The organism is Paenibacillus agilis, assembly GCF_007786455.1.
In the GTDB taxonomy this organism is placed as follows: domain Bacteria; phylum Bacillota; class Bacilli; order Paenibacillales; family Paenibacillaceae; genus Paenibacillus_B; species Paenibacillus_B agilis.
Map to the genome: position 1 here is coordinate 184,995 of NZ_VNJK01000005.1, position 26,052 is coordinate 211,046.

The 26,052-nt window shown below is 46.5% G+C and carries 22 protein-coding genes and 1 pseudogene; 4 read left to right on the plus strand and 19 right to left on the minus strand.

Features of this window, described 5'->3' with window-relative positions; genetic code table 11:
• Positions 1–44 precede the first annotated feature (44 nt).
• Complete coding sequence (locus FPZ44_RS23470; RefSeq protein WP_144994530.1) at positions 45–716, plus strand: response regulator transcription factor; 672 nt, start codon at positions 45–47, stop codon at positions 714–716.
• Positions 713–2,188, plus strand: a complete 1,476-nt coding sequence (locus tag FPZ44_RS23475) for a sensor histidine kinase (protein ID WP_144994532.1) — start codon at positions 713–715, stop codon at positions 2,186–2,188. The genes FPZ44_RS23470 and FPZ44_RS23475 overlap by 4 nt, the downstream gene beginning before the upstream one ends.
• Positions 2,189–2,359: 171 nt before the next feature.
• Here the strand turns inward: FPZ44_RS23475 and FPZ44_RS23480 are convergent, their stop codons facing one another.
• The 6 genes and pseudogenes from FPZ44_RS23480 to FPZ44_RS27180 all read right to left on the minus strand — a co-directional run.
• Positions 2,360–2,926, minus strand: coding sequence for an SF0329 family protein (locus FPZ44_RS23480; protein ID WP_144994534.1), 567 nt, complete (start codon positions 2,924–2,926; stop codon positions 2,360–2,362).
• 471 nt (positions 2,927–3,397) lie between these two features.
• Positions 3,398–4,270, minus strand: coding sequence for a hypothetical protein (locus FPZ44_RS23485; protein WP_144994536.1), 873 nt, complete (start codon positions 4,268–4,270; stop codon positions 3,398–3,400).
• Between the two features lie 30 nt (positions 4,271–4,300).
• Complete coding sequence (locus FPZ44_RS23490; RefSeq protein WP_144994628.1) at positions 4,301–5,413, minus strand: collagen-like triple helix repeat-containing protein; 1,113 nt, start codon at positions 5,411–5,413, stop codon at positions 4,301–4,303.
• A 36-nt stretch (positions 5,414–5,449) separates the two neighbouring features.
• The gene (locus FPZ44_RS23495) at positions 5,450–6,538 is read right to left on the minus strand and encodes an alpha-helical endospore appendage domain-containing protein (protein WP_144994537.1); all 1,089 of its coding nucleotides are present in this window, start codon (positions 6,536–6,538) and stop codon (positions 5,450–5,452) included.
• 22 nt (positions 6,539–6,560) lie between these two features.
• Complete coding sequence (locus FPZ44_RS23500) at positions 6,561–7,658, minus strand: alpha-helical endospore appendage domain-containing protein (RefSeq protein ID WP_144994539.1); 1,098 nt, start codon at positions 7,656–7,658, stop codon at positions 6,561–6,563.
• Between the two features lie 53 nt (positions 7,659–7,711).
• A pseudogene (locus tag FPZ44_RS27180) lies at positions 7,712–7,832 on the minus strand (IS30 family transposase); the annotation flags it as partial.
• Positions 7,833–8,258: 426 nt separating this feature from the next.
• Here FPZ44_RS27180 and hpaB point away from each other — a divergent pair.
• Positions 8,259–9,722, plus strand: a complete 1,464-nt coding sequence (hpaB, locus tag FPZ44_RS23505) for a 4-hydroxyphenylacetate 3-monooxygenase, oxygenase component (protein ID WP_144994541.1) — start codon at positions 8,259–8,261, stop codon at positions 9,720–9,722.
• Positions 9,723–9,992: 270 nt separating this feature from the next.
• On the opposite strand, the gene rlmD is transcribed toward hpaB, so the two are convergent.
• The 4 genes from rlmD to FPZ44_RS23525 all read right to left on the minus strand — a co-directional run bounded on the left by rlmD (position 9,993) and on the right by FPZ44_RS23525 (position 14,949).
• Positions 9,993–11,651, minus strand: a complete 1,659-nt coding sequence (gene rlmD / locus FPZ44_RS23510) for a 23S rRNA (uracil(1939)-C(5))-methyltransferase RlmD (RefSeq protein WP_144994543.1) — start codon at positions 11,649–11,651, stop codon at positions 9,993–9,995.
• Positions 11,652–12,752: 1,101 nt separating this feature from the next.
• A complete protein-coding gene (locus tag FPZ44_RS23515) occupies positions 12,753–13,664 on the minus strand; it encodes a diacylglycerol kinase (protein ID WP_144994544.1) in 912 nt (303 codons plus the stop codon).
• A 61-nt stretch (positions 13,665–13,725) separates the two neighbouring features.
• The gene (locus tag FPZ44_RS23520) at positions 13,726–14,655 is read right to left on the minus strand and encodes a sirohydrochlorin chelatase (RefSeq protein WP_144994546.1); all 930 of its coding nucleotides are present in this window, start codon (positions 14,653–14,655) and stop codon (positions 13,726–13,728) included.
• A 3-nt stretch (positions 14,656–14,658) separates the two neighbouring features.
• Positions 14,659–14,949, minus strand: coding sequence for a YerC/YecD family TrpR-related protein (locus FPZ44_RS23525; RefSeq protein WP_144994548.1), 291 nt, complete (start codon positions 14,947–14,949; stop codon positions 14,659–14,661).
• Between the two features lie 252 nt (positions 14,950–15,201).
• On the opposite strand from FPZ44_RS23525, the gene FPZ44_RS23530 reads away from it, so the two are divergent.
• On the plus strand, positions 15,202–15,903 hold the full coding sequence (locus FPZ44_RS23530) for a hypothetical protein (protein ID WP_144994550.1): 702 nt from the start codon (positions 15,202–15,204) through the stop codon (positions 15,901–15,903).
• Between the two features lie 138 nt (positions 15,904–16,041).
• Here FPZ44_RS23530 and FPZ44_RS23535 read toward each other — a convergent pair whose 3' ends face one another.
• The 9 genes from FPZ44_RS23535 to purM form a co-directional block, all read right to left on the minus strand.
• The gene (locus tag FPZ44_RS23535; RefSeq protein WP_144994630.1) at positions 16,042–17,052 is read right to left on the minus strand and encodes an inorganic phosphate transporter; all 1,011 of its coding nucleotides are present in this window, start codon (positions 17,050–17,052) and stop codon (positions 16,042–16,044) included.
• A gap of 97 nt (positions 17,053–17,149) precedes the next feature.
• Complete coding sequence (locus tag FPZ44_RS23540; RefSeq protein ID WP_144994552.1) at positions 17,150–17,761, minus strand: DUF47 domain-containing protein; 612 nt, start codon at positions 17,759–17,761, stop codon at positions 17,150–17,152.
• A 220-nt stretch (positions 17,762–17,981) separates the two neighbouring features.
• Complete coding sequence (locus tag FPZ44_RS23545) at positions 17,982–19,091, minus strand: DUF3048 domain-containing protein (protein ID WP_261378511.1); 1,110 nt, start codon at positions 19,089–19,091, stop codon at positions 17,982–17,984.
• Between the two features lie 222 nt (positions 19,092–19,313).
• A complete protein-coding gene (locus tag FPZ44_RS23550) occupies positions 19,314–20,156 on the minus strand; it encodes an alpha/beta hydrolase family protein (protein ID WP_144994554.1) in 843 nt (280 codons plus the stop codon).
• A 332-nt stretch (positions 20,157–20,488) separates the two neighbouring features.
• Positions 20,489–20,920: a hypothetical protein gene (locus tag FPZ44_RS23555; RefSeq protein WP_144994556.1), complete on the minus strand. Its 432-nt coding sequence runs from the start codon at positions 20,918–20,920 to the stop codon at positions 20,489–20,491.
• Between the two features lie 259 nt (positions 20,921–21,179).
• Positions 21,180–22,463, minus strand: coding sequence for a phosphoribosylamine--glycine ligase (gene purD, locus FPZ44_RS23560; protein ID WP_144994634.1), 1,284 nt, complete (start codon positions 22,461–22,463; stop codon positions 21,180–21,182).
• A gap of 52 nt (positions 22,464–22,515) precedes the next feature.
• A complete protein-coding gene (gene purH, locus FPZ44_RS23565; protein ID WP_144994558.1) occupies positions 22,516–24,063 on the minus strand; it encodes a bifunctional phosphoribosylaminoimidazolecarboxamide formyltransferase/IMP cyclohydrolase in 1,548 nt (515 codons plus the stop codon).
• Between the two features lie 204 nt (positions 24,064–24,267).
• Positions 24,268–24,852, minus strand: coding sequence for a phosphoribosylglycinamide formyltransferase (gene purN / locus FPZ44_RS23570; RefSeq protein WP_261378515.1), 585 nt, complete (start codon positions 24,850–24,852; stop codon positions 24,268–24,270).
• Positions 24,853–25,001: 149 nt separating this feature from the next.
• The gene (gene purM / locus FPZ44_RS23575) at positions 25,002–26,048 is read right to left on the minus strand and encodes a phosphoribosylformylglycinamidine cyclo-ligase (protein WP_144994562.1); all 1,047 of its coding nucleotides are present in this window, start codon (positions 26,046–26,048) and stop codon (positions 25,002–25,004) included.
• Between the last annotated feature and the right edge of the window lie 4 nt (positions 26,049–26,052).

Here is a 26,052-nt window from a genome sequence, read left to right on the forward strand (position 1 = left end):
TGGTATGATCAGGAAATAAAATCACCCATTAAAGAAGGTGCCTTATGTCTGAAGCCATATTAATCGTTGAAGACGACCGCTATATTCAGGAGTTGATCGCGGAATATCTGAAAGCGCAGGGGTACGATGTGGATGTTGTCAGCGACGGAGCCGAGGGATACCGAAAGTTTACAGAGGGGACATTCGATCTTGTGCTGTTGGATGTTATGCTGCCGAATATGGATGGATACTCGATCTGCCGAATGATTCGCAACCAGAGCCAGACACCGATTATTATGATGACTGCCTTAAGCGAGGAGAAGGATCAATTGCAGGCCTTCGAACTTCTGGCCGATGATTATATTGCCAAGCCTTTCTCCTTCAATGTGCTTGTCAAGAGGGTCGAAGCAGTCTTACGAAGATCGCGCTCGGAATCGAAACCGAGGGAATTGTTATACGGCCGCATTCGTCTGGATTGCGACAGCTATAAGGCTTTTGTCGATGACGCGTTGGTTGAATTGACCGTCCGTGAGTTCTCAATCGTTGCCTACCTAATTGAAAATGCAGGGAGAACCATTACCCGCGAGATGATTCTGGATCGCGTATGGGGATACGACTTTTTTGGCGATACGCGTCTAGTCGATGCCCATATCAAAAACATTCGAAAAAAAATGAAAATCTCATGCATTGAAACGATTAAAGGCATCGGCTATTTAATGGAAGGGCGGCTGACATGAGCAAGTATAGAAGCATTGCTTTTAAAATTTTTGTGTTAACCAATCTCGTCCTTATTGCTTTCGCGCTATTGTTGTATATAACTTTGTATTTTATTTTGCCGTCCTTTTATCTGCAGAACAAATCTGCTGACTTAAATGAGGGCATCACTCGCTTGCTAGAAACCTTCCCGCAAAAAGACTGGACAGAAGCTGTCAAACGGCTGGATAACTTCTCCTTGCGTTACAACGCCTCGTTGTCCGTACAAGACAGCGAGGGCAAATGGGTGTACCCTGTCCATTTCACCAAAGTTCCTTTCTTTCGAAGTCAGGTATGGGAAGCGACCACGCAAAAGAAGGACGTTGCTTCCACTATACTCATTTCTACTGAGGAGAATCTGGGTACACAGTCGGCTAAAGGCATGGAGATCATTTCCCATTCGAATCTACCCTTGCCCGGATACGAATCTAGCGGTTATACGTTATCTGTACTAGCTTCTCTGCAGCCGATTAATGAAGCGATGCAAATGCTACTGCGGCTCCTCCCGTATATGGCACTTATCATTCTGGTGATTGCCATACTGGGAGCACTTGTCTACACACGCCTGATCGCCCGGCCGCTGATCGGCATCAGCCAAGTAGCCAAGCGACTGGCTCAACTGGATTTCTCGGAGCGCTCCCGCCATGATTCCCGTGATGAGATTGGCGATATTTCCCGCTCTCTGAACGAGCTTTCCATGAATTTGCAGTATGCCATGCAGGATCTTACTGAGGCCAATGTACAGTTGAAAGATGATATTCAGCGGAAAGAGGAAGATGAGGCATTAAGGCGAGAATTTATGGACATGATTTCCCATGAGTTGAAAACGCCTATTATGGCCGTATCTGGACAGCTTGAAGCGATGCTGCACAATGTGGGGCCTTATAGGAATCGGGACAAATATTTGGCGCAATCCCATCACATTCTGAAAGAGATGGAGAAACTGGTCTACGAAATTCTCGATATCTCGCGGCTGGAGAACCATCGCTTCCAGCCTAGCATGGCCGCTGTGAATATGTCTGCGCTCATTCGGGATGCAGCCGAGCAGATTCAGTACATATGCGAGCTGAACGGCATTAAGCTGGAGGTTGACCTCGCACCCGACCTATGGGTGACAGGAGACACTCGTCTGCTGTCCAAAGCTGTCTCCAACGTGCTGAGCAATGCAGTCTACTATACGCGGAGCGGTGAGCAAATCCGGATCACCCTGCATGCTGAGGCAGGACTTGTGCACTTAAGCGTGCTAAACACCGGGGCATATATAGAGCCAAGCGAAATTCCCAAGCTGTTCAAGCCGTTCTACCGCATTGAGAAATCCCGGAGCCGCACGACCGGAGGCAGCGGCCTGGGGCTGTATATCGTCAATACGATACTGAATATCCATCAGTCGGAATACAGCCTGTCCAATATCGAGGAGGGTGTGCTTTTTTCGGTTCGATGGAAGGCTGATAATTAGCCTAAAGGTCGACGTTGCAACAAAGCCCCTCCTTCCCACAGCATTCAGCAGTGAGGAAAGAGGGGCTTTCACGGATCGCATTTTACAAAAATCCACTTTAAGAAGAGTCAAGACAATTCCAGACGGTTTATCTAGCCTTGAATATTTTTCAATGGAAGTTATTTATTTTTATTATGTATTACGCCGTAGTTCATAAAAATACTGCACAATGGGATGCTTTAACTTCATCTTCTCGGCCATGTTTAGAATCCGCTTTTTCCCTACCCTTCTGTCCACCAAAGCTAGAATATTCAACATGATATCATCACTCTCTAAGCTTTCCTCTATAGAAGTAGATAAAAACTTATTAGCCACAACGATAAAATTTGATTTACTTAATGCTGCTTGTGCTGACAAAATTCCCTTAGCACATTCCGTTATTTTTCTATTTCTTGCAATTACTTTTAGACGATCCTCCGGAACGGTCCCCTTCGTATCTTTCCTCACCGCTTCAATTTCTTCATCGTTGATAGGAACTTGGATATCTGGATCATTCTTAATTTCTTGCTCCGTCTGATACCATCTGATCGAAGTAGTTATATCACTCATATTGAATACATTCTTTTTATCTACGGCAATATAACAAATTCCAGACTTCCCAGGTAAATAAAAATAGCTAGTTGCGCGGTATTCGACTCTCCCAACTAACGCAGGACAGAGAAAACTCTCTAAATGTTGCTTTAATTTGCTCCAGGACATATATCCTCCTATGTTCTCAAGGCCTACTGCCAGTATTTTCGATAATTAGGCCTATAGCTATGTTATCTCGCCGATACATCTCCAATTTAGGTCCCTCTCCAAACTAACCTCTATCTACCAGTCTCCCCATCACAAGTCACAACAATAATTTATAAATGCATTGCCCCTTTGGGTCTTAATACCAAGGGGCAACTAATCACCTCAATTTTTTTGCAACCAATAGTTATTATATGCTGTAACATCCTGTCTATAAGAGCACTTTCCCTTCAAATTCAATTTTATCGAATGATGTCATCTTAGCATGTTAATTGCACATTTTACAGATTTTTAGCAGTTATAGAACGTTAGTGATTTTTCGTTTGGGCTTTCAAGCCGTCAACTGCTTGCAACAAATAAGCCCCGCCTGCTTGCTTTGGTAACAGGTAACAGCCCTTAATGTTATTACTACTTACAAACAAGGAAGATGGTTCATCATCCAATTTGCATCATGTTTATAACGGCTGAATAAAACTTTGTGGTTCTATTTGTATTATTGACTAATCGCAGAATTTGACTGGGTTCTGGCCCTGTATTAAAGACGGCTGAACCCGCTGCGCTAGTGTACATGGATAATTCGTTTGCAAGTGCTGGGGCCACCGAATAACTCTGTACTAAAACATCGTTATTCAAGGTTAATACCATGCTGACAGATACCCCTGTGATTCCGGGGACAGCAACGAAATTATAGGAAGCAAAATAGGTGGCATTGGGCTCTAACAAAATAGACGTTCGCTCGCTTGGCGAAAGAATGATGCCAGTACCGTTAACCGGTTTTGCCTCCAGGAAATGAAATGGCTCTTGAGAGCCGATATCTGCATACCCAAATCCGTAGATTCCAGCATTATTGTTGGTTGTGGAATTCCCAGAAGGACTGACTTCCACAATCCTGAGGTTAACGGTGTTAAAATTTGATCCCGCCACGCCGGAAGGGGGATAGCCGATCAATTGCAATACGCTTGGATTCGGCGTGGGTGGCGTATTAAATACAACTCCTCCCGATACGCTTGAAACCGGTGCAGTTAATCCCCGAGGGATTGTCGACGGGAAGGAAAGGGTTTGCGATCCGGGTACGAGCGTGCCGTTAAGAGTTAACTGAGATGATAAAACAAACCCCGCAGTTGGCGTACTAAACTGAACGTTGTATTCAGCCAAATAAGCTTTGCCTGGGGCCAGCAAAATGTTAGACAATCCTTGCAATTGAATAGAAGAGCCGTTTTGAACAACCGTAGACAAGATAGCTGGCGATCCATTGGCAGAGATGGCTCCGCATCCTCCCGAGCAAGAAAAGTCTGCACTACTGCTCATTGTTCAGATCCTCCTCCTTTCCTTGCGGTCTCATGCGAGTTTAATAATACTTATGCCATAGCTATCGTACGCTTGAGCTATAGCAGAGTTATTTATTACGGTTAGTATACTTGGACCCCCGCCAGGTGTGTTGATGATTGTGGTCGATACCAACACACTATCCGCTTCAGCGGACACAGACGATGACGTATCCGTTGTATCCGAGCCAGGAATCGTAACTCCATTCAACTGTAATGCCAGGTTCCCAGTGTAAAGTTGCGAAGTAAATAAAAATGGTTTCGCATGATAGTCGATGTAGTAGGTTTGATTAGGCGCGAGTACGAAATCCGTTGAACCTGGTACATGAGATATCGCAGTACCATTAACCGCAACGTTATTTGGAAATGTAAGTGCAGCGCCTGGTGGAAATGGACCAAGACCGAAAATACTATCCGAATATAAATTATTCACTACTTCCTGCACACCTGTTACTCCCGTAGCCCCTGTTGCTCCTGTTGCTCCTGTAGCTCCTGTTGCTCCTGCTGTTCCTGTAGCCCCTGTTGCTCCGGTCGCTCCGGCAATACTTGCTCCAGTGGCACCTGTAGGTCCAGTTACACACGGACAGACTCCTGTAGCTCCAATTGCACCAGTAGCTCCCGTAGCTCCTGGGCTACCAGCAGCTCCCGCATTCCCTGGACTACCCGTAGCTCCAGCAGAACCTGTTGTGCCTGTCACGCCTGCCGCACCTGCCGCGCCATTAGCTCCAGTACTGCCTGTAATGCCGGTTGCACCACTCGGCCCTGTCGCTCCCGCAGGACCGGTCGTGCCGGCTGCCCCGCCAGCCCCAGTTGCCCCAGTAGGTCCCTTTAACGGTGTATTTATAACGGACAATAATTTGTCGGATAACAGCATTTCATATTTTACAGCTTGCGTAATCGTATCCCTTACACTGCTGTTAATATTCAGCAGATCGCTAACAGATGCAGGCGGAGTTAGTCCTGGAAGGGTTCCAAGCGCATATTGAATCTTTTCTGCCTCAGCATTAATAATATGACTTAACCCTAGCTCTTCAAGGGCAACAGATATTAACAACAAATTTAAAGCATCATTTAAACCAATCGTTATCGTGGGCGTGATATTGGGAATATTCGCTTGTGACACCATAATCACTCCAATCTCTTAAGCGTCGAGTTTGTCAGTTCAACTTAAGGCAATGACAGAGACATTTATAGCGTTAATCGATCCGATTGAACCCGTATTCGTTGAAAATGCCAAGGTTGTAGGAAAAGTAGCATTTATGATAGCGCTACCTCCCGCACCCGTAGTATCTCCCGTCGCCCCAGCCGCAAAAAATCTAAGGAGCAACGCAGAATTAATAGTTGCAATAGCGCTAGCTTCAAGATTAACAACCGTGGTAAATGCAAATGTAACTGCAAAATAATAGGTGTGTCCAACAGTTAAATTTATTGAATTGCTGCCTGGAACAAGTGAAATCAATGACCCTTGTTGTAGTCTGATTGTGTTAATTGGTATAGGTGCATTAGAACCAGTTACAGATAGCCCCGTTGAAAAAGCACTTAGGAAATTCGTAATTACAGGGGCTGTTGCTCCTGTTGCTCCGACTGCGCCTGTCGAGCCTGTAGCGCCAGTAGTACCAGCAGTGCCAGCAACACCTGTCGAGCCTGTCGAGCCTGCCGGTCCTGGTACCCCTGTTACTCCTGTCGGTCCAGGTGGACAGTTTGTTGGACAAGTACCCGTTGGTCCCGTCGGACCAACAGTACCGGTCGCGCCGGATGCCCCGGTAATTCCCGTCGCGCCAGTAGTACCCGCAGCACCCACCGTGCCTGTCACACCAGTTGCTCCTGTTGCCCCGGCAGTGCCGACTGCACCCGTAGCTCCTGTCGCTCCTGTCGCTCCTACCCCTCCAGTTGTTCCATCTGGGCCAGTAGGTCCTATCGTGCCGGTTGCTCCGGTTGCTCCAGTAGCGCCTGTAGACACATCCTGCTGCAAAATGTTGTCTAACTTGAATTCCAACATAATAGCCTGCTTGGCTAAAGCAAGTATCGTATCTTGAACAGAATCATTTACTAACAGAAGGTCACTTATTGTAGCCCCTGGTGTTAATCCAGGCAGTGTACCGACCGCATATTGAATTTTCTCTCCTTCGGCATTAAGAATATGACTGAGTCCCAGTTCCTCACTGGCTATAGAAGCTAGCAGCAATGGGATAACCTGATCCCGGCTCAGTGTAATTGTAGGCGTAATATTAGGCAAATTAGCCTGTGACATATGGCACTACTCCTTTCTAAATTTACTGAAGTGAATAAATAGATATAGAAATAGTGGAGAACTGAGCCGAAACTCCGGATGTGTTTATAATTTGCAGCGTTGAAGGTGTGCCTCCAGTCTGAATAATGGTTTGGTTTTGCAACTGTCTATTAATTGGTGCCCCCGTAGTGAGCGTAAATGAGCTCGTCGTTCCCGGCACAATAACTCCGTCCAAAAAAAGAGCCGTAGACAATGTCGTTGTAAGGGTCCCTTGGGCAGCATAAAAGACAAAATACGTGTGGTTGGCAGCAAGATTAATCGTCCCGGTACCAGAAGTGTTTGAAATTAATGTACCAAAAATGGCATTATTTCCTTGTAGAATAAGAGGAGCTCCATTCGCTACGACTTGGGGTTGACTATTGAGGGTGATGAAGTTACCAGCTGCAAGTGGGGTTGTTGCACCTGTAACACCGACTCCCCCAGTTGCTCCGGTAGCACCCGTCACCCCTGTTGCGCCTGTTGCTCCTGCAGCTCCCGTTGCCCCCGTCGCTCCAACTCCAGTGGCTCCTGTTGGGCCTGTCGGTCCTGGCGGACAAGTTGGACAGGGTCCTGTAACCCCAGTAGCACCCGTTGTACCCACAGCTCCCGCAGCTCCAGTCGTACCTGTCGCACCCGTTGGACCCGTCGTTCCTGCCGGTCCCGGCACCCCAGTAGCTCCGGTTACCCCGGCTGTTCCTGTAGCTCCGATAGGCCCTGTCGCTCCGGCTGGCCCTGTCGCTCCTGTGGCTCCTGTCGGTCCCGTACCTGTAGCTCCAGTAGCCCCGGTTGCGCCCGTCGCTCCGATTGTCACTTCGGAATTAAGTACGCTGGAGAGCATCGTTTCCAACAAAAGTTCTTTCTTCGTCAGCACATTCATCATGTCTCTGACACTTTCGTTAACAGCAAGAATATCGCTGATAGTGGCAGGAGTGGTTAATCCAGGAAGTGTACCTATAACATACTGGAGTTTCTCCGCTTCCGCGTTAATTACGTGGCTTAGTCCTAGTTCTTCTAGTGCGATAGACGCGAGCAGTAAGTTGATAGCGTCATCACGATTTACAGTGATCCCTGGAGTAATATTAGGTAAGTTAGCCTGCGACATTAATGGCTCCCTCCTTTTTTAGTGAGACGAATTGTCAAGCCAACTGCGACAGCTCATTCATGAATGATTCTGAACGATTCGTAAGCTGTTCTCCATCCAAGGCATTTTCTTGGTCGATGATTTTATGAGGTCAAGTGTATGTGATAGTTCGTCTTCTGTAACCGTGGCAAAATCATATTGAATTTCTCGCGAGTTTCTACAGGATTACGACGCGCTCCTTTATGGCGAAAAACGGTGACAACATCTTGTACAAGCAATCATGCATACAGACAGTGATAGATCGTTTTACGGCATACAAAGTAATGCATCATATGCCTCATGCAAGAAAATGAACAAGTCAACAACCTAGCAATAGTAGTTTTGTTAAGCCCGTTTGTACGCTTCCGTTACGAATGATAAAAAGAAAATAACCGAGGAAGACTACTATGCTATATATTCGACACGATCAATTTTTTCATATAATTTCACTGCAAGATATAGATAACATGAATCTGGAATAACGTTTTGACCCCATATTACCAACACTAGCTATTACTCTTGCCCATATCCAATTTTTCTGAGCTGCGTACACTATACATAAAACTTTTAGGAGATGGTTGTATGCCAATAAAAGACGGCAAGCAGTATGTCGAGCGTCTCGATGCATCGAAAGCCAGCGTCTGGATTCAAGGAAATAAAGTTACCGTTCCCGTATCGAGCCATCCTGCGTTTGCCGGACTCATCTCTACTCAGGCTGAATTGTACGATATGCAAGGTCAATCAACATTCCAACAGAGTATGACATATAAATCACCGACAACAGGAGATCCGGTAGGAATGTCATTTCTCATTCCTAAATCGAAGGCAGACCTAAAGAAACGAAGAATAATGTTCGGACGTTGGGCCGACATTCATCATGGGTTCCTCGGTCGTTCCCCGGATTATATGAATACGACGATGATGGCGTTCGGCGCAGCGGCGGAGCTGTTGTCCGAGCATAATCCATCGTATACCGCAAACATGAAAGCTTACTATGAATATTGCCGCGAAAACGACATTACATTGTCTCACGCTTTCATCTTGCCTCATAAGGCAAGGTTGAGAACTTTGCTGAAAACGCATGAGCTGCCAGATGCTCCGACGGTTGTCGAAAAGACGAAAGAAGGCTTGATCGTGAATGGCGCGTTTTTGCTCGCAACACAAGGGGTTACGGCTGAGGAAATATTGGTGTACCCGACACCGCTGCCTTCGCCTCATATAGAAAATCCATATGCCTTCGGTTTCGCCATTCCGAATAATTTGCCTGGCGTCAAATTTATTTGTCGGGAAAGCTTCGTCTCCGGAACATCGCGGTACGATTATCCGTTAAGCTCACGCTTTGAGGAAATGGATACGCTGGTTGTGCTTGATCATGTGCTTATACCGCATGATCGGGTATTTATGTATGGCGATGCGCGGATAATGGCGCATTTTTTCGAAAAAAGCCATTTTCATACGCATGCAGGACACCAGGTATTGTGCCGCGTTATTGCGAAGACCGAATTTTTGCTCGGGACGATTGAATTAATGATAGATACGTTAGGCTTGCGAACGTACAATCAGGTTATTGAAAAAGTAGCGGAGGTGATCGCTACGCTAGAGTCGCTAAAGGGGCTGCTGATCGCTTGCGAAGCAAACGCACGGCTGGATCAGTGGGGTTCAATGCTGCCAGATTCCAGACCACTGTATGCCGCTAACTACTTATTTCCGAAGTTGTTTCCTCAGATGATGGAAATCGTACAACTGTTAGGCGCGAGCAGCATCATTATGATTCCGAACGAGCAAGATTTCGCATCCGAAGCGGCCGGAGATATTAACCGTTATTTGAGGGGTATCAATCTGGATGCCAAGCAGAATGTAGGCCTATTCCGGCTCGTCTGGGAACTAAGTACGAGCTCGTTCGCCGGACGACAATGCTTATACGAACGGTTCTTTTTCGGCGATGCCATTAAGGTGGCTAATCGGTTGTATCACGGATATGCGAATAAAGATGCATATGCCGCGAAGGTTAGCAATTTTTTGTCTGACTCCATAACAAAAAATTAATCTCAAGAACGATTTCCCTGCATTTTAACGTTGTAGCGAACTTAGACTTGCCTGAATGAATCTGTTTCATAAATGCTCTTTCTAAAAAAGCATAGCCTGCCTGTTGTATCCAGTGAAAATTGGCATTGTAAAAATAAAATCGCACTTATAAGTCGCAATCCTGACTGATTGGCAGTCCTTGCAACTCATAAGTGCGATTCAAATGTGCTATCTATATTAATTTAGTAAACGGTTCATCTTATAAGCATCAATTGCGGTTTAGGTGACCCATTACTTGTCTATTCGATAGATTGACACTACACACTCCACATGTGGTGTATGAGGGAACATATCTACCGGCTGCACGGACTTGACCATGTAGCCGCCGTCCGCTAGCACACGCAAATCGCGTGCAAGCGTGGACGGGTTGCACGATACGTAGACGATGCGCTCTGGGCGCATCTCAAGCATCGTGTCCAGCAATGCCGGGTCGCAGCCCTTACGGGGCGGATCGACCACAATCACGTCGGCGGTAATGCCAGCCGACTTCCATTGCGGGATTACCACTTCCGAGGCGCCAACGGCGAACTCGGCATTGGTGATCCCGTTCAGCGCCGCGTTGCGGCGCGCATCGGCGATGGCTTCCTCGACGATTTCGACGCCTAGCACGCGCTTCGCGCGCTGGGCGAGGAAGAGTGAGATCGTGCCGATGCCGCAGTAGGCGTCGATGACCGTCTCCTGACCGGTCAAGCCCGCCAACTTCACTGCTTCCTCATACAGCACTTCGGTCTGTACCGGGTTCACCTGATAGAATGAACGAGCCGAGATCGCAAACTGCAAGTCTCCGATATAATCGGTAATCGTCTCACTTCCCCACAGTACTTTTGTTTTATCACCCATAATAACGTTCGTCTGCTTTGTATTGATATTTTGGCAAATACTCTTCAACTGCGGCAAACGTTCCACCAGCGCATCAACGATCACTTCTTTTTGCGGCAAACGCTCGCCATTTGTCACAAGCACGATCATCATTTCATTCGTATGGAATCCGTAACGGATAACGACATGACGTAGCAATCCTGTGTGCGTTTCTTCATTATACGGCTCTACACCATATTGTCTCGCTACTTCCTTCACTGTCTTCATCGCTGCATCCATAGCTTCATGCTGAATCAAAGATGCATCTGTATCAATAATGCGATGACTGGCACGCGCGAAGTAACCACCAATCAACTCACCTGTACGCACATCTTTTCCAATCGGAATCTGTGCCTTGTTCCGATAGCGCCATGGGTTGTCCATCCCGAGTGTAGGCAAAACTTGAACAGATTTTGTAGAAGCTTTTACAGAAGTTTCCGTTCCCTCTGCATCAATCACACTGTTCGCTTCTAGCGCTTCCACTCCGGATCCAGCTTCGCTCTTTTCCATAGATCCAAGTTTAGCTGCACTTCCTACCGACGTGCCCACCTCTGCCTCTGTCAACTTGCTCACTTCAAACTTCCCGATCCGCTCCAGCACATCTACCACATGCTGCTGCTTCCAGCGCAGCTGCGCATCGTAGGACATATACTCCAACTGGCAACCGCCATAGTGTTCAGGACGCCCGGTCACTTCTACCCGGTCCACACTATCTGTAAGACGCTGCTTCAATTTCGCATATCCATACTGCTTCTTCACTTTCAGTACATGCGCAACAATACGCTCACCTGGTAATGCATCCTCTACAAACAGCGTAAATCCTTCAACACGCCCTACACCGTCGCCCTCATGAGTCAAACCGATAATATCCAGTGTAACTTCATCATTTTTTTGCACTGGAGCTGTTGATACCGCCTTTGAAGCTGCACTCGAACTGCCTCTTCCTCTACCACCGTTATTACGCACTCTTCCTTTTGCCTGCTCTTGACCTCGTCTGCCTGACTGGCCACGTTTCTCGCCTTGATTATTCATACCGTCCTCCAAGCTGCTGCTTCATTAGTTCTATTTGTAAACAAACATGGTAACTAGAATCAAATTCATGATGTATCAACTAAAAAAGTGTATGCTACTACACTTCGATTTCTGTCATTTTCAAAACCTATCTGGCTTGTGTCTTCATATAATTAACCGTTTTTAACTTCCCTATGGTATTTCACACCCCACTAAGGCGCAATAGACATCTGTGTCTGTGCGTTCCATAAGACTCCGACCGTTCGTCAGCAATCCTTTTCCGAAGTTCGATTATGGCTCTTAGTTTAATTAGTGACAAATTTGCAGTTATTTAATCTGAAAGTACCCTCATTTGAGATATTATCGGCAAAAATACAGTTATTTTAGTACCATTTCCTATTTTAAGCCCATACTGAGAAAAATAACTGCACTTTTGTCCTTATTTAGCTAAAAATGATGATTTCTAGCTAAAATAGATGCATTTTTGTCCATACGCTCTGTTTAACTAAAGTATAGACAGCGATTGCGACTATGAACATCAAGAAGCGGCCATCTCCTTCATCCTGCGCTGTATCAGCATAGGATTTCATAAGATCGACCGCCATGTTCCGTTCTTTCTATCATACCTTAACTTGCTTCCTTCGTATACTAGCTGACTTTTATTCGATGCTAACCATCGTTAGTCAAATAAATCAAAAACGATATCGATAACATCAATTAGCATTAGCATTAGCATTAGCATTAGCATTAGCATTAGCATTAGCATTAGCATTAGCATTAGCATTAGCATTAGCATTAGCATTAGCATTAGCAGCATTACAATCAACAAACCATACTATAGTCGCGCTCGTCTTTAACAATTACCATATAGAGTACCGATAACAACACCACCATTAAAAAGCAGTCGCATAAGCAGCATCAAATTCTCTCACCTAAAAAAGCTACCCACAAAAAAACACGCCTACTTCACAAAAAGTAGACGTGTCATCATCTCAGGTTCATTACATTCACCACATGCGCATATGTTCTGCCCACCGGCAGTGGCAGATTGTATGAAGATCCACAAGTAAGCCAATGCCCCAATGCAGCAGATGGCAAACTGCCCCACTTCACTATCCTCAACTAGCGATACGAAGAAGTACCTGTCGGATCCGCGAAAATATGCAAATGACTCGGCAGCACCTGGAATACAGCAGGCAGCGTTCCGCCTAGCTCGCCATCCAGATTCAACTGGACATAGTCAGGGGACGTTACTTCAATACGCTTCGACTGCAGATGGATAATATGCGGATCATTCAAATGCTCCCCGCGCAATGCCAGCGTTGCAATACGCAAAAATTCCGCTAGGTTACATTTCTTCATCATCAAAATGTCCAACAGCCCGTCGTTAATCTGCGCATCGGGAGCCAGCTTCTCGAAGCCGCCAACCGAATTACTATTCGTAATCAAGAACAGCATGAACTCACCGCTGAACTGTCCGTGCCCTTCGATATTAAAATGAAGCTCTGTCGGAGCTAATCGAGCTACCTTCTCTAGCCCCTTCACATAATAAGCTAACTGCCCCATTAACGTCTTCAGCTTGCTGGGTACTTCATACGTGAGCTCAGTAAGGGAGCCTCCCCCGGCAATATTAATAAAATACTTATCATTCGCCTGACCAACGTCAATCGGCATCGTCTGCTGACGCACAATCAGATCACAAGCTTCCTCCCATTGGCGAGGAATGCCTAATGCCCGTGCAAAGTCATTCGTCGTGCCGAGCGGTATAATACCAAGCGGAGGACGATGCGCCTTGGCAGCCATGCCATTGATTACTTCGTTCAACGTTCCGTCCCCACCGGCAGCAATAATGATATCGTAACCGTTATCTATCGCTTCACCGGCACTAGTAATAGCATCGCCTTCTCCTTCAGTCGCACGCGTTGTCGTCTCAATGCCGCCTGCGTCCAACCGCTGCAAAATATCAGCCAATCGCCGCTTTCCTTCTTCGCGTCCCGACGTTGGGTTATAGATAAGCCTCGCTCTTTTAACCATCCTACGTCACCCATTTACAATCTATTCAGAACCTATAGGTTCCACAACCTCTAATGCTCATTTATCCATTAGATAGCGACTCTTTTAGCCTGCTTAATACACGCTGGCTCTCCTGTTCCAGCCACACCGACAATGCCGGATGCGGAAGCAACGGCTCACCGTCATAAAGGATTCGCCCTTCCCATTCTGTAACCAATGAGTGTGGCAGAATATCACCACTACCAGCAGACGCACTTACACGAACAGAGTTAGGCTGAAATTGAAGACGCTCAGGTATCGCCTTAGTCGTAAAATAACCTTTACTAAGGAAGATAGGAACCACCGCTACCACAGCACTTCCAAACTGATCATGCCCCTCATCGTTTGCCCCCTGCTGTTCTCCTTGCATATTCCGCTTTGAAGAATCCAGCTTGCTCAATAGCTGCTGCACAGCATCAGGCAGCGAATCACAGCATAGCAGAGCATGAGCGGCACTTATGCATCTCTCTTCCTCTATAAGTCTAGCTGCAATGCTATCCAAGCCCTGTCGCCACCAATTCTGAAATGGCATATGAGGACTCCCGTGCGCTACCAGCAGCACCGTATCACGCTTTGCCACTACACCTAAACTCTGTAATCGGTCACTCACCATAGCGATCATCGTGTCATCATCGTCAATAGGTTGACCATATATGATATGCGCCTTTGTATGAAACGGCTCCAAGTCTGTCTCACACAAAGGCTCGGACTTAGCGCCAAGGGCATATGCGATCTCATCTACATGTGTGCTGCCAGATGAAACAAATAAAGGGACGACTCCAATGTGATCCACACCTTGAGCCTCCAACTGATCAATGCCATCTTGAATGCTCCGATCAGGAACGCCCTCCAAAAAAGAAGAAGCGACTGGCAAGCCTTCCGGCCATCGTGCCCCTGCAATCGCTTCATCAACCAGTGTAACCCATGAACTGTCTTTCGAACCGTGGCTGACAATTAATAAGCCGATTCGCATCCCTTATCTACCCAAACGATCTAATGCCATCTTATATCCATCATTGCCATAGTTCAGGCAGCGTTTCACGCGAGAAATCGTCGCTGTACTCGCACCTGTCTCTGCTTCGATCTGGTTATACGTGCTGCCTTTACCGAGCATACGTGCAACTTCAAGACGCTGCGAAAGAGATTGAATCTCGTTCACCGTGCACAGATCATCAAAGAAAATATAGCATTCTTCTACAGATTTAAGTGTAAGCACCGCTTCAAATAATTGTTCAATCGATTTATCATTCAACTTTTTCAGTTGCACATCGTTCACTCCTAGTGTACAAAATATGTACTTCATTACCAATATTGTACGTCCTTTAGAATTCCTTTTCAAGCGGTAAAGTTTTTATGCGTTAGTGAACTACCGTACCCATTCAGGCCAGTTTTGACCGTACTAATTACGTTGGGCGTTCACCCACGGGCGAACGTCCACACGAGTTGTTCGCCTACGACATACAGTATAGCAAACAGGGGCATTTGCCAACCCCTAATTCTAATTGAAAAGGGTGATACAATGAATCAGTCGCGGCCCCCGTATGCATCGCCATCTATCCCGGGTATTCCCCATATTCCGACGATGCAGTCTTCCCATCCTACCGCAGTGCCGCAGCCAGCCTACACGATCCCTTCATTTAACTACTCGCCGGCGCCAACTAACATACGGAACCAACCTGCTCCGTCGACATACAATTACCCTCCTGCAGCACCTGTTCAATCAGCGAGAAGCTTTACACCACATCCGAACAACAATCCAGCCCCCATCACACCACCTACAACCGAGGTCGTCCCGTATCAAGAACCGGAAACAGCGGTAACGCCTGCAGCAACTGCCGAGACAACCACACCGTCTAAGAAATCAAGTAATTTCAATATTGGGGATATTAAAGGCTTTATCGATCGAATGGGTGGTATTGATGGTCTCGTCAGCACAATGCAAAAAGTCCAGAAAGTCGTGCAGGGCTTCCAACAAATTGCCCCTGTAGCCAAACTACTGGTTGGGTCATTTGCATCAGGCAAATCTAAGAACAAGGATGAAGACAACGAGGAAATGTTCTACACACCGACCAAGAAACGTCCGAAAAAAAGGCCTCCAGCAAACAAGCGTCGTCCGAATAAAAAGCCCGCATCCAGTCCGAATACGCAGCGACCAAGAAAAGGGACTGCTAAAGCATCCAGCCGGCCAAAGTCCGCACCGGGGCAACCTCAAATCTTCTAATAGAAGATACACAATTCCAATTCATTCGCAGGGCCTATCATCTCATCTATACGTACAAAAAGAACCTTCTGCTCCACAAATAGTGGTTCGAAGGTTCTTTTTACAATCTATTTCAATACCTACCGCACTCTAATGAGATTAGCGTAGGAATATAAGATCAATCAATTTAAAGGTAACTATCGCTAGTCCCGCACAGATCGGAATCGTAATGAACCATGTAATGATGATTCGTCCTGCCACGCCCCATTTAACAGCAGAGAAGCGCTTTGCAGAACCTACACCGAGAATGGAAGATGTGATCGCATGCGTTGTACTTACTGGAAGTCCTATAAACGTTGCACCCATAATGACGGACGCAGCGGAGAAGTCAGCCGCAAAGCCGTTAATCGGTTCAATTTTAAAGATCTTCGTACCCATCGTCTTGATAATCTTCCAACCACCGACAGCTGTACCTAATGCCATCGCAGTCGCCGCAGAAAGTTTAACCCACGTTTGGATTTCCATATCACCACTAGATTGGAATCCGCCAGCGATAAGTGCAAATGTAATGATACCCATCGCTTTCTGCGCATCATTCGTACCATGCGTGAACGCCTGGAATCCAGCTGTAATGATTTGCATCGAACGGAAACCTTTATTCACAGAGTGTGGACTACGTCTGCCAAAGATCCATTTCAAAATCGTCATAACAGTGTATCCGATGGCAAATGCAAGAATTGGAGAAACAATTAGCGCAATTACGATGTTTTTGAACCCGGCCATATTTAGTGCATCCATACCTGCTCCGGCATATACGCCACCTGCCAATGCACCGATAAGTGCGTGGGAAGAGGATGATGGAATACCGAACCACCATGTAACCAAGTTCCAAATAATCGCTGCAATAAGTGCAGCAGCTACGATTTCTACCCCAAACTCAAGCTTAGCAGGGTCAGCGATACTACCGCCGATCGTCTTCGCAACACCTGTAAACGCAAGTGCACCAACAAAGTTCATCACCGAAGCCAAAATAATTGCTCGACGCGGTGTCAACGCTCGTGTCGATACAGAAGTTGCGATTGCATTAGCTGTATCGTGGAAACCGTTGATGAAGTCGAACGCCAAAGCCAAGAAGATGACGAACGAAATCACGATTAAACCCATATCTATTGTCATATTAAACGATTGCTTAGCAACGCCCTAATGAGCTGCTGCCCGCGCAATCCCAGGACCTCCTTCAATCCTTAAAATACCTGCTAAGGGCTGCTTAGGAATTACGCATTACGATCGATTCAAGAATATGTGCAACGTCTTCACAGCTGTCTGTTGTTTCTTCAAGACGCTCGTAGATTTCTTTATACTTAATCAAAGTAATAGGATCTGTAATTGTAGCGAACAATTGCTTAATGCTGCGACGAAGAAGCTCGTCCCCTTCATTTTCCAAATCGTTCAGTTTGATGCTGTGCTCACGAATAGCCAATAGCTTCTTCTGAGACATCAAACGAATCGCCTTTTGGATTTCATATGTGCTGCGTTTCAACACATCTGCAAAAAGGATGAAGATTTCATCACGCTCTGTTACCTGGTACATATCAAAACGGGAAACACAAGCTTCCATTCCGTCTAGTACATCATCAAGCGCAGTAGTTAAAGCCATAATGTCGTCACGTTCGATAGGAGTAATGAACGTTTTGTTCAACTCTTTCAAAATCGTATGAGTAAATACATCGCATTTGCTTTCAAGTTCTTTCATGTTTTTTGCAAACTCAGACACATTGTCCATCGTTTCTACACCTTTTACAAACATCTCAGATGCCTGTACGAGTGTATCCGCCATATTTTGCAGCGTTTCAAAAAACACGTCCTTTTTCTTGAACATTTCTGAAATCTCCTTTGCAATCAAATTGCATGTGTTGTTTTTGTTGGTCAAACCATAGGTTATCTTATCACAAACTATAGCCTCTTTGTAAAGAATTATATGCGCATAATTCTGCAAAATTTGACGATTTTCTATAGATTAACGGATAATGCCCCGAATTAAGTGCCAACTCTATCGACATTATTACGAAAAATGGCTGAAAATCGTGTTAAATCGCCTCTTAATGCGCTTTCCACACAGCACGTTCTTTACTCGTTTTATCATCAGGAATAATCAACATATGAGTCGTACCAGGTTTGAGCAATGCTTCTTGTCCATCAGCTTTGAATTCAAAAGCCCCATTTGATCGCAGCCACTCACCATTTACCGCTTGTCCATCACGAATAATAACAGCTCGACCGCCTGCACGCACATCAACCTCAAGCCGTCCGACATCATCTAGAACTCGATGCTTCGCATACATAAGAACAAGGTTTGCTGTCCTTATTGCTTCGCCGCTAATTTTATCCGTATGCGGGGCTCCTGCCATATATCGAATATAGTGTCCACTATGTTCCTCGTATTGATACTCAACCAATTCAGAGTGATTGGAAAAAGCGACACGCAAATGCTTTGCAGGCTCGCTATTCACGGTTGTATAATTATCAGCATGTTCACTCTTCATGAAAGAGAACGCAGGAACGTCCGCGGTCATCTCATACTTTTTCTTCGTCATGCCTTGGGCGATCTTTTCAGCATTTGTATATAAGTTGTGAGGAGCCCGACGCTGCTTGTCTCGCCAGAAATAAGGTCCTGCGTTGCTGATCTCGTCTAAATAATCTTTATTTTCCCGCTGCAAAATACGGTAGCCATCTGGACTTCCCCCTGCATGAACGAGCGCAGCACCGAAGCTCTCTCCAATATCGATCAAATAAGGTCTAATACTGCGAATCGGACCAATCTCTCCTGTATAAGAGTTATTACTGTGATAAATAGCTACCAGCCTTGTTATGCCGCCTTCCGCCAGCACCTCAACTAATAGATCAGCCTGCTGCAGGCCAGATTGCGGACGTGCTCGCTTCTGGTTGTTTATCATCACTGCGATAGGGCGCTTGGTAGGCTCACCCGCTTCCCAAGCCAAGCCAGTTAAAGGTGCAAGCACCGCCTCATCTTGCGGTTCGTCTGGTGTTGGTATAGGTTCCACAACTTGCGGCGGAATGACAGGTGTTGTTTCCTGAGATTGTGGTTTGCTGTTGCACGCTGTCAGTAAGATAGACACACCTAACAACACGAACAATAACCCTTTTCTATGCTGCATAAAATGAGACAAATAAGACAATGGTGCAGCCAAATGTGACACCTCCATGTTTATACTGTCGAACATTTCCAGCCTATTCACGCCTAATTATGGGGGAAAAACAAGGCGTTGTCTACGAACAGCAAAAAGAGCAATCCTCGTCAGAGAATTGCTCACTGTAGTACCGTTAATTCGGATGCAAGGTACTCAACATATGCTCATCTTCATTAATTAGCTTAGCGAACTGCATGTCGAACCACTTTGCACCGCTCATCTTTAAATACTCCAATGCGCCCAATGCTTCTGGCGTTGTTCCCATTGATTCAACCATTCCACCGTACGCTCAAACACCACACTCCGATGCTCTCCCGACGAATACGTGTGATCGGCTTGGAACACAATCTCCTTATCGCATTGTCCATCCGTGCGCATCCAGAAAATTTTCTGGTACAAGAAACTGTAGTCCGCAGGAATGACATCATCTGATGTCCCGTGAATTAACAGTACATCACCTGCAAACCTAGCTGCTTCTTGAAACGGCTGGTGCTTGCCAAGTGTATCAAAATATCTAGGTGTAAACGAATAGCCCGCATAATCGGTCTCGCCGCGTTTAATCGATTCATCGTACCGTGCACGACCAATAATGTTGACAATATCATTGAACGGGTAGGCAACAGGAGACCAGAGGACAAGGCGCTTTACACGTTGGTCGCGCACCGCTGTAAGCAGGGCAACTGCTCCGCCCAGACTATGTCCGAGCAGCGTCACACGCTGTGGGTCCACATCGCCGCAGCTTAGTGCATAATCAAGCACGGCCTGAGTCTGCTCGATCATCGCATCGATACCGAGATCACCGTATGATCCTGTACTCTCTCCGCATCCTGCATAGTCAAAGCGTACGACAATATGCCCTTCACTAGCCAAACGTCGCGCAGCATTCACGAACAACCGATCGACACCGATCCGACTGCCAATAAAGCCGTGGCATATGACTGTCAAAGGTATCCGACGACTTGAACTTTCATCTGATCGCTCCTCATAAGGTCCGCGCTTCTCTGGATAATGGATCGATGCGACGATCCGTTCCTGATTCCATTTCAAATCAACTACCCGCTCCATACGTCACACCAGCCTCCGCTTATATCATATAATTCCGATTAATTTACTTGTATTTAAGTTATTAGCATCTTATCATTTCGAATGAACGGTGTCAACAAGCATATTTCCATAAGTTAACTCCTTTACTACAACAAAGAAACTCGTCCACTTCATGAATTTAAGCACCCAAAAGGTCACTAAAAAAGCCGCACTTTCTTTTAAAGAAAGTACGACTTCTCTATATTACTATTTCAAACTTCCTCTACATCTGTCATTCCAATGCTATTCCAATTTGCATCTCATTGTATCAACCTAGGAATATAAAATATAAATTGGAATGTCCTATTGTCCTATTAGTCATGCATCCCATAAAACCAGTTCAGCATATGCTGGGTTTCCTTTGCCCCTGCCTGCCAGCCATCTTCCGAAGATACGTTAGATGATACGGGTTCAGCTGCACCGAACTGGGGCGCATGCTCACCAGAAGTGGATAAAGCAGCTTGTTGACCTGCACTACTGTTAAGACTGACTCCAGCTTGTTCCGAACCGCTAAGTCCTGTACCGTAGCTTATCGCAGCCGCTCCACTGGAGGCCGTTGATGCAGCATGCATGGAAGATCCTGCTGCCCCTTCCGTATCAATGCTCAACGCCTGACCAGGTTCATTTTGCAAGAAGGACTTATAATGAACTGCCTCATCGGAACCTCGCAAGTTTTCTTCTGATAAAAATTGCTGAGTTAACGCCCAGCCATCTTGATCGTAGTTGTCATGTCCATCATTCATCATACGAAGTTCCCTCCATTTTTACACTTTTGCACGAATACATCACATGGTTCAAGGATATGATGTTAAACCAAGTTATGCGTGTGCCCGTCGTTAGATTAGGCTTAGTATGAGATGGTTATGCTGCAGCTATTCGTCTTTATGCTCAAGAAATGGAGAAGTTTTTCGCGCACTGACACAAAATCGCCACAAGCCACAAAGCAAAAGAAGCTGTCTCCCTCATGCCAAAATGGCAATAGAGAGAAACAACTTCTCGTTTAATTTACCCAATAACAACACCGTTTAGCGATTTTTCGGCAATATCTTTCCGATACTGCATACCTTGGAATGATACTGCTTGGACTGCCTTATAAGCAGCTTGCTGTGCTGCACGGACATCTCCACCGCGTCCTACAATACCAAGTACACGGCCGCCATTCGTCACAACTTGGCCTTCCCCATTACGTTTCGTACCAGCATGAAAGACAAGTGCATGTTGAGCCGCTGCCTCTAATCCAGTAATGACGTCGCCCTTGCGCGGTGTATTTGGATAGCCCTCTGCAGCTATAATTACACATACAGCAGCTTCTTGATCCCATTCCAACTCGACTTGCTCTAACGTTCCATCGACAACCGCATTAAACACGCTCAACAAGTCCGTTTTCAAGCGCGGCAGCACAACCTGTGTCTCTGGATCTCCGAAGCGAGCGTTGAACTCCACAACCTTCGGCTTGCCTTGCGGCGTAATCATAAGACCTGCGAATAATATTCCTTTGAAAGGACGACCTTCCGCAACCATCGCCTTAGCGGTTGGCTCAATAATCGTACGAATCGCTTCTTCTACAATGCTGTCTGAAATATGTGGCAAAGGGCTGTACGTCCCCATACCACCTGTATTAGGTCCACGATCACCATCGAATATCGGTTTATGATCCTGCGCAGGCACGCAAGCGCGTACCGTTTCGCCATCAACGAATGCCAAAATCGACATTTCCTGTCCCTGCATGAATTCCTCGATAACGATTCGACTGCCAGATGCACCGAATTTTCCGTCGATCATCATATCTTGCAAAGTTTGCTCTGCCTCTGACATCGTTTGTGCGATGATGACCCCTTTACCAGCAGCTAGCCCATCTGCTTTGATGACAATCGGCAATGCTTGTTGCCGTACATAAGCCAATGCGGTATCTACATCGTCAAACGTTTCATAAGCGGCTGTCGGGATCTCATATTTGCGAAGCAAATGCTTCATAAACACTTTGCTGCCCTCGATTTCTGCTGCTGCTTTATTCGGCCCGAACACGCGCAGGCCATGACTTTCCAATACGTCCGTTATTCCTGCAGCTAACGGATCATCTGGCCCAACAACGACTAGCTCGACTCCGGTTTCCAGTGCATATTCCGCTATTCCATCAAAGTCGCTCACTGCAATGTCCACGCACTCAGCCATCTCTGCGATGCCTGCATTGCCAGGCGCACAGATAACTTCTCTAACTTGATCGCTTTGCAGCAAAGACCATACTAATGTATGTTCACGTCCCCCGCTGCCGATAACCAATACTCTCACGTCGACACCTCCGACTTTAATTAAGCCTTTAATTGAACCGTTATTCGATCCATTAATGTTTGAAATGACGTACGCCCGTAAATACCATTGCCACTCCGTAGTCATTCGCCACTTGGATGGACTCTTCATCACGAATAGAGCCGCCAGGTTGAATTACCGCTGTAATGCCTGCTTTCGCAGCCAACTCAAGTGTGTCTCCCATCGGGAAAAAGGCATCAGAAGCAAGGATTGCGCCGCGGGCCTTCTCTCCCGCCTGTTCAATCGCAATTTTTGCAGCGCCAACACGGTTCATTTGACCTGCACCAATTCCAACCGTCATACCATCCTTCACGATTACAATTGCATTAGATTTCACGTGCTTAACTACATTCCAGCCAAATTGCAACTGCTCCAGCTCAGACTCTGTTGCTTCACGACCCGAAACGGTTTGCAGCTTGTCAGCTTGCAGCGTATGAACATCTGTTTCTTGAACAAGCAACCCACCTGCAATGGAAGTATACTGCCAAGCTGCACGACGCGTCTCTGGCGATGGTTGTACACCCGTACGAAGTAAGCGTAGATTTTTTTTCTGCTTCAATATATCAAGTGCCTCTGTTGTAAAATCAGGGGCAATTACGATCTCAAGGAATATTTCATTAAGCATCTGTGCCGTATCACTATCGATAGGGCGATTCGCTGCCACAATGCCACCGAAGATCGAAGTAGAATCGGACTCATACGCTTTGCGATAAGCCTCATAAATGCTAGTGCCGATGCCGACTCCGCACGGATTCATATGCTTAACAGCCGCAACAGCTGGGCCTTCAAATTCACCCACAATTGCAATCGCCGCGTTCGCATCTTGAATATTATTGTAGGACAATTCTTTACCATGAAGCTGTTCAGCTGTTGGCAGCGTACCACGCTCTGCTAATGGGGCACGATAAAAAGCTGCCTGCTGATGCGGGTTCTCTCCATAGCGAAGTGATTGAGATTTCTCATAAGTTACCGTTAGACGTTCCGGGAATGTCTCGCCTACTTGTTCTGTTAAATAGCCCGCGATGAGCGCGTCATACGAAGCTGTATGACGGAATACCTTCGCCGCCAAGCGCTTGCGTGTTTCAAGCGTTGTGTCGCCGCCTGCTTGAAGCTCACTAATGACTTGGCCATAATCTGCCGCATCCACCACGACCGTTACGAAGGCATGGTTCTTTGCCGCAGAGCGAAGCATCGTTGGACCGCCAATATCGATGTTCTCGATCGCATCTTCATACGTTACATCTGGTTTCTCAATCGTTTCTTGAAAAGGATACAAATTCACGACGACAAGGTCGATATAAGAAAGCCCCAGTTCCTGCATTTGCGCCTGATGCTCAGCATTGTCGCGCACCGCAAGCAATCCACTGTGTACCGCAGGATGCAGCGTCTTTACTCGCCCATCCATAATTTCAGGGAAGCCTGTCACTTCTGAAATGCCGATAACAGGTACTTGAGACTGCTCCAGCAACGTTTTTGTGCCGCCTGTCGAAATAATTTCTACACCTGCATCTGCCAACGCACGCGCAAACTCTACCACACCAGATTTATCTGATACACTTATAAGCGCTCTCTTAATCGACATTACTTTCTCTCCTCCATGATAAATATAGATTGAGATTTTCTATCATTTTACATGTCATATCCCTTAACATGCTATATCTACTTCTAGTAACTAAAATTATTTCTATATGAATCTCTCTCTTGAAAATAGCAATCGGCAGTTCGATAGCTTTTAAGTTTCTGGTTTCTATTCCCCAAATCTATAAGCTGCATCGCCGCTAAACGACTACAATCTACTAGGACTCAATTTCCCCGCCACTACGTCAGCTACCGCAGCCGGATAAAGTTCATGCTCAGCAGCATGAATGCGAGCAGCTAGCGTCTCTTCCGTATCATTCTTCTCCACGAGGACAACCCGCTGCGCCAAAACCTGCCCTGTGTCCACCCCTTCATCGACGAGATGTACGGTAACCCCTGTCACACATACCCCATAGTCAAGCGCCTGCTTCACCGCATTCAATCCTGGAAATGCAGGCAGCAGAGAAGGATGAATATTGAGCATTCGGCCGCCGTAAGCACTCAGCAGCACAGGTGTTACAAGACGCATGTACCCAGCCAGCACAATCCAATCAATCCGCTCTTCGCGCAGCTTCAGTAATACATCTTCCTCATACTGTTCTCGACTCAAATAAGACTTGGGTGTAAAGCATGCCACAGGTACCCCCGCAGCCTCGGCACGCTTCACAACATAAGCTTGCGGCTTATCGCATACGAGCAGCACAATATCGCCCTCATATTGAGCTGGCCCCGCTTGAAATGCATCAACAAGAGCTTGAAAGTTAGAACCAGTTCCAGATGCAAACACTGCAATTCTCGGACGACGTTCCGTGCTCTTCCCTTGTTCAACATGATGATCGCGCGGTTCCCCACGTTTCTCATCTTGTACCGTTCCGTTTACAACTCCAACTTGACCCGTACCGTTCTTATCCGCCCCATTCACACCTTGCAACCCCTGTAAACTCATAGTCCTAATTCAGGAATACGAACTTTTCGTGCACCTTCCCGTACTGTGCCGATCCGATACACCGCTTCTCCGCTCGCTTCCAACAGCTCCATTGCTTGTGCAGCGTCTGACTCCGCTACGACAACAACCATGCCGATACCCATATTGAACGTCATATACAATTCTTCCGCTGTTAAGCTGCCCTCACGCTCTAACAACTGGAATATCGGATGTATAGGCCATGAACCTGCTTCGATCTCAACATCAACATGTTCAGGCAGTACACGCGGGATATTTTCCAAGAAACCTCCCCCGGTAATATGCGCCAACCCTTTCACTTTGACATGCTCCATAAGTTTCAAAAGCGGCTTTACATAGATACGAGTCGGTGTCAGCAATACTTCCCCCAACGTCTGCTCTGTATCAAGCTCTAGCATAACGGCCTTCAGCGAGTAGCCTGCTTGTTCCAAAAGCAGTTTACGCACGAGTGAGTACCCATTGCTGTGCAATCCGCTGGAGGAGAGTCCAAGCACGACATCACCAGCTTGAATATTAGCGCCTGTAATGACATTTTTCTTGTCTACAACTCCGACACTGAAACCGGCAATGTCATACTCCTCAGCACCGTACATCCCGGGCATCTCTGCTGTCTCTCCGCCAATCAGCGAGCATCCTGCTTGCGCACAGCCTTCCGCTATACCGCTCACAATACTCTCGATCTTCGCTGGCTCTACTTTGCCGCAAGCAAGATAATCAAGGAAGAAAAGCGGCTCTGCCCCCTGCACGACGATATCATTTACACACATCGCGACCGCATCAATTCCAATCGTATCGTGCTTATCTGCTGCAAATGCCAGCATCAGCTTCGTCCCAACTCCATCGGTACCAGAGACGAGCACTGGCTCTTCGTATTGCTTCGCATTCAGTTGAAACAATGCACCAAAACCACCCACGTCCGTCAATACTTCTGGTCGGAACGTACGGCGAACATGTTTCTTCATGCGTTCAACTGCTTCATTGCCAGCTGCTATATCAACCCCTGCTTGCTTGTATGCTTCAGACATGGTT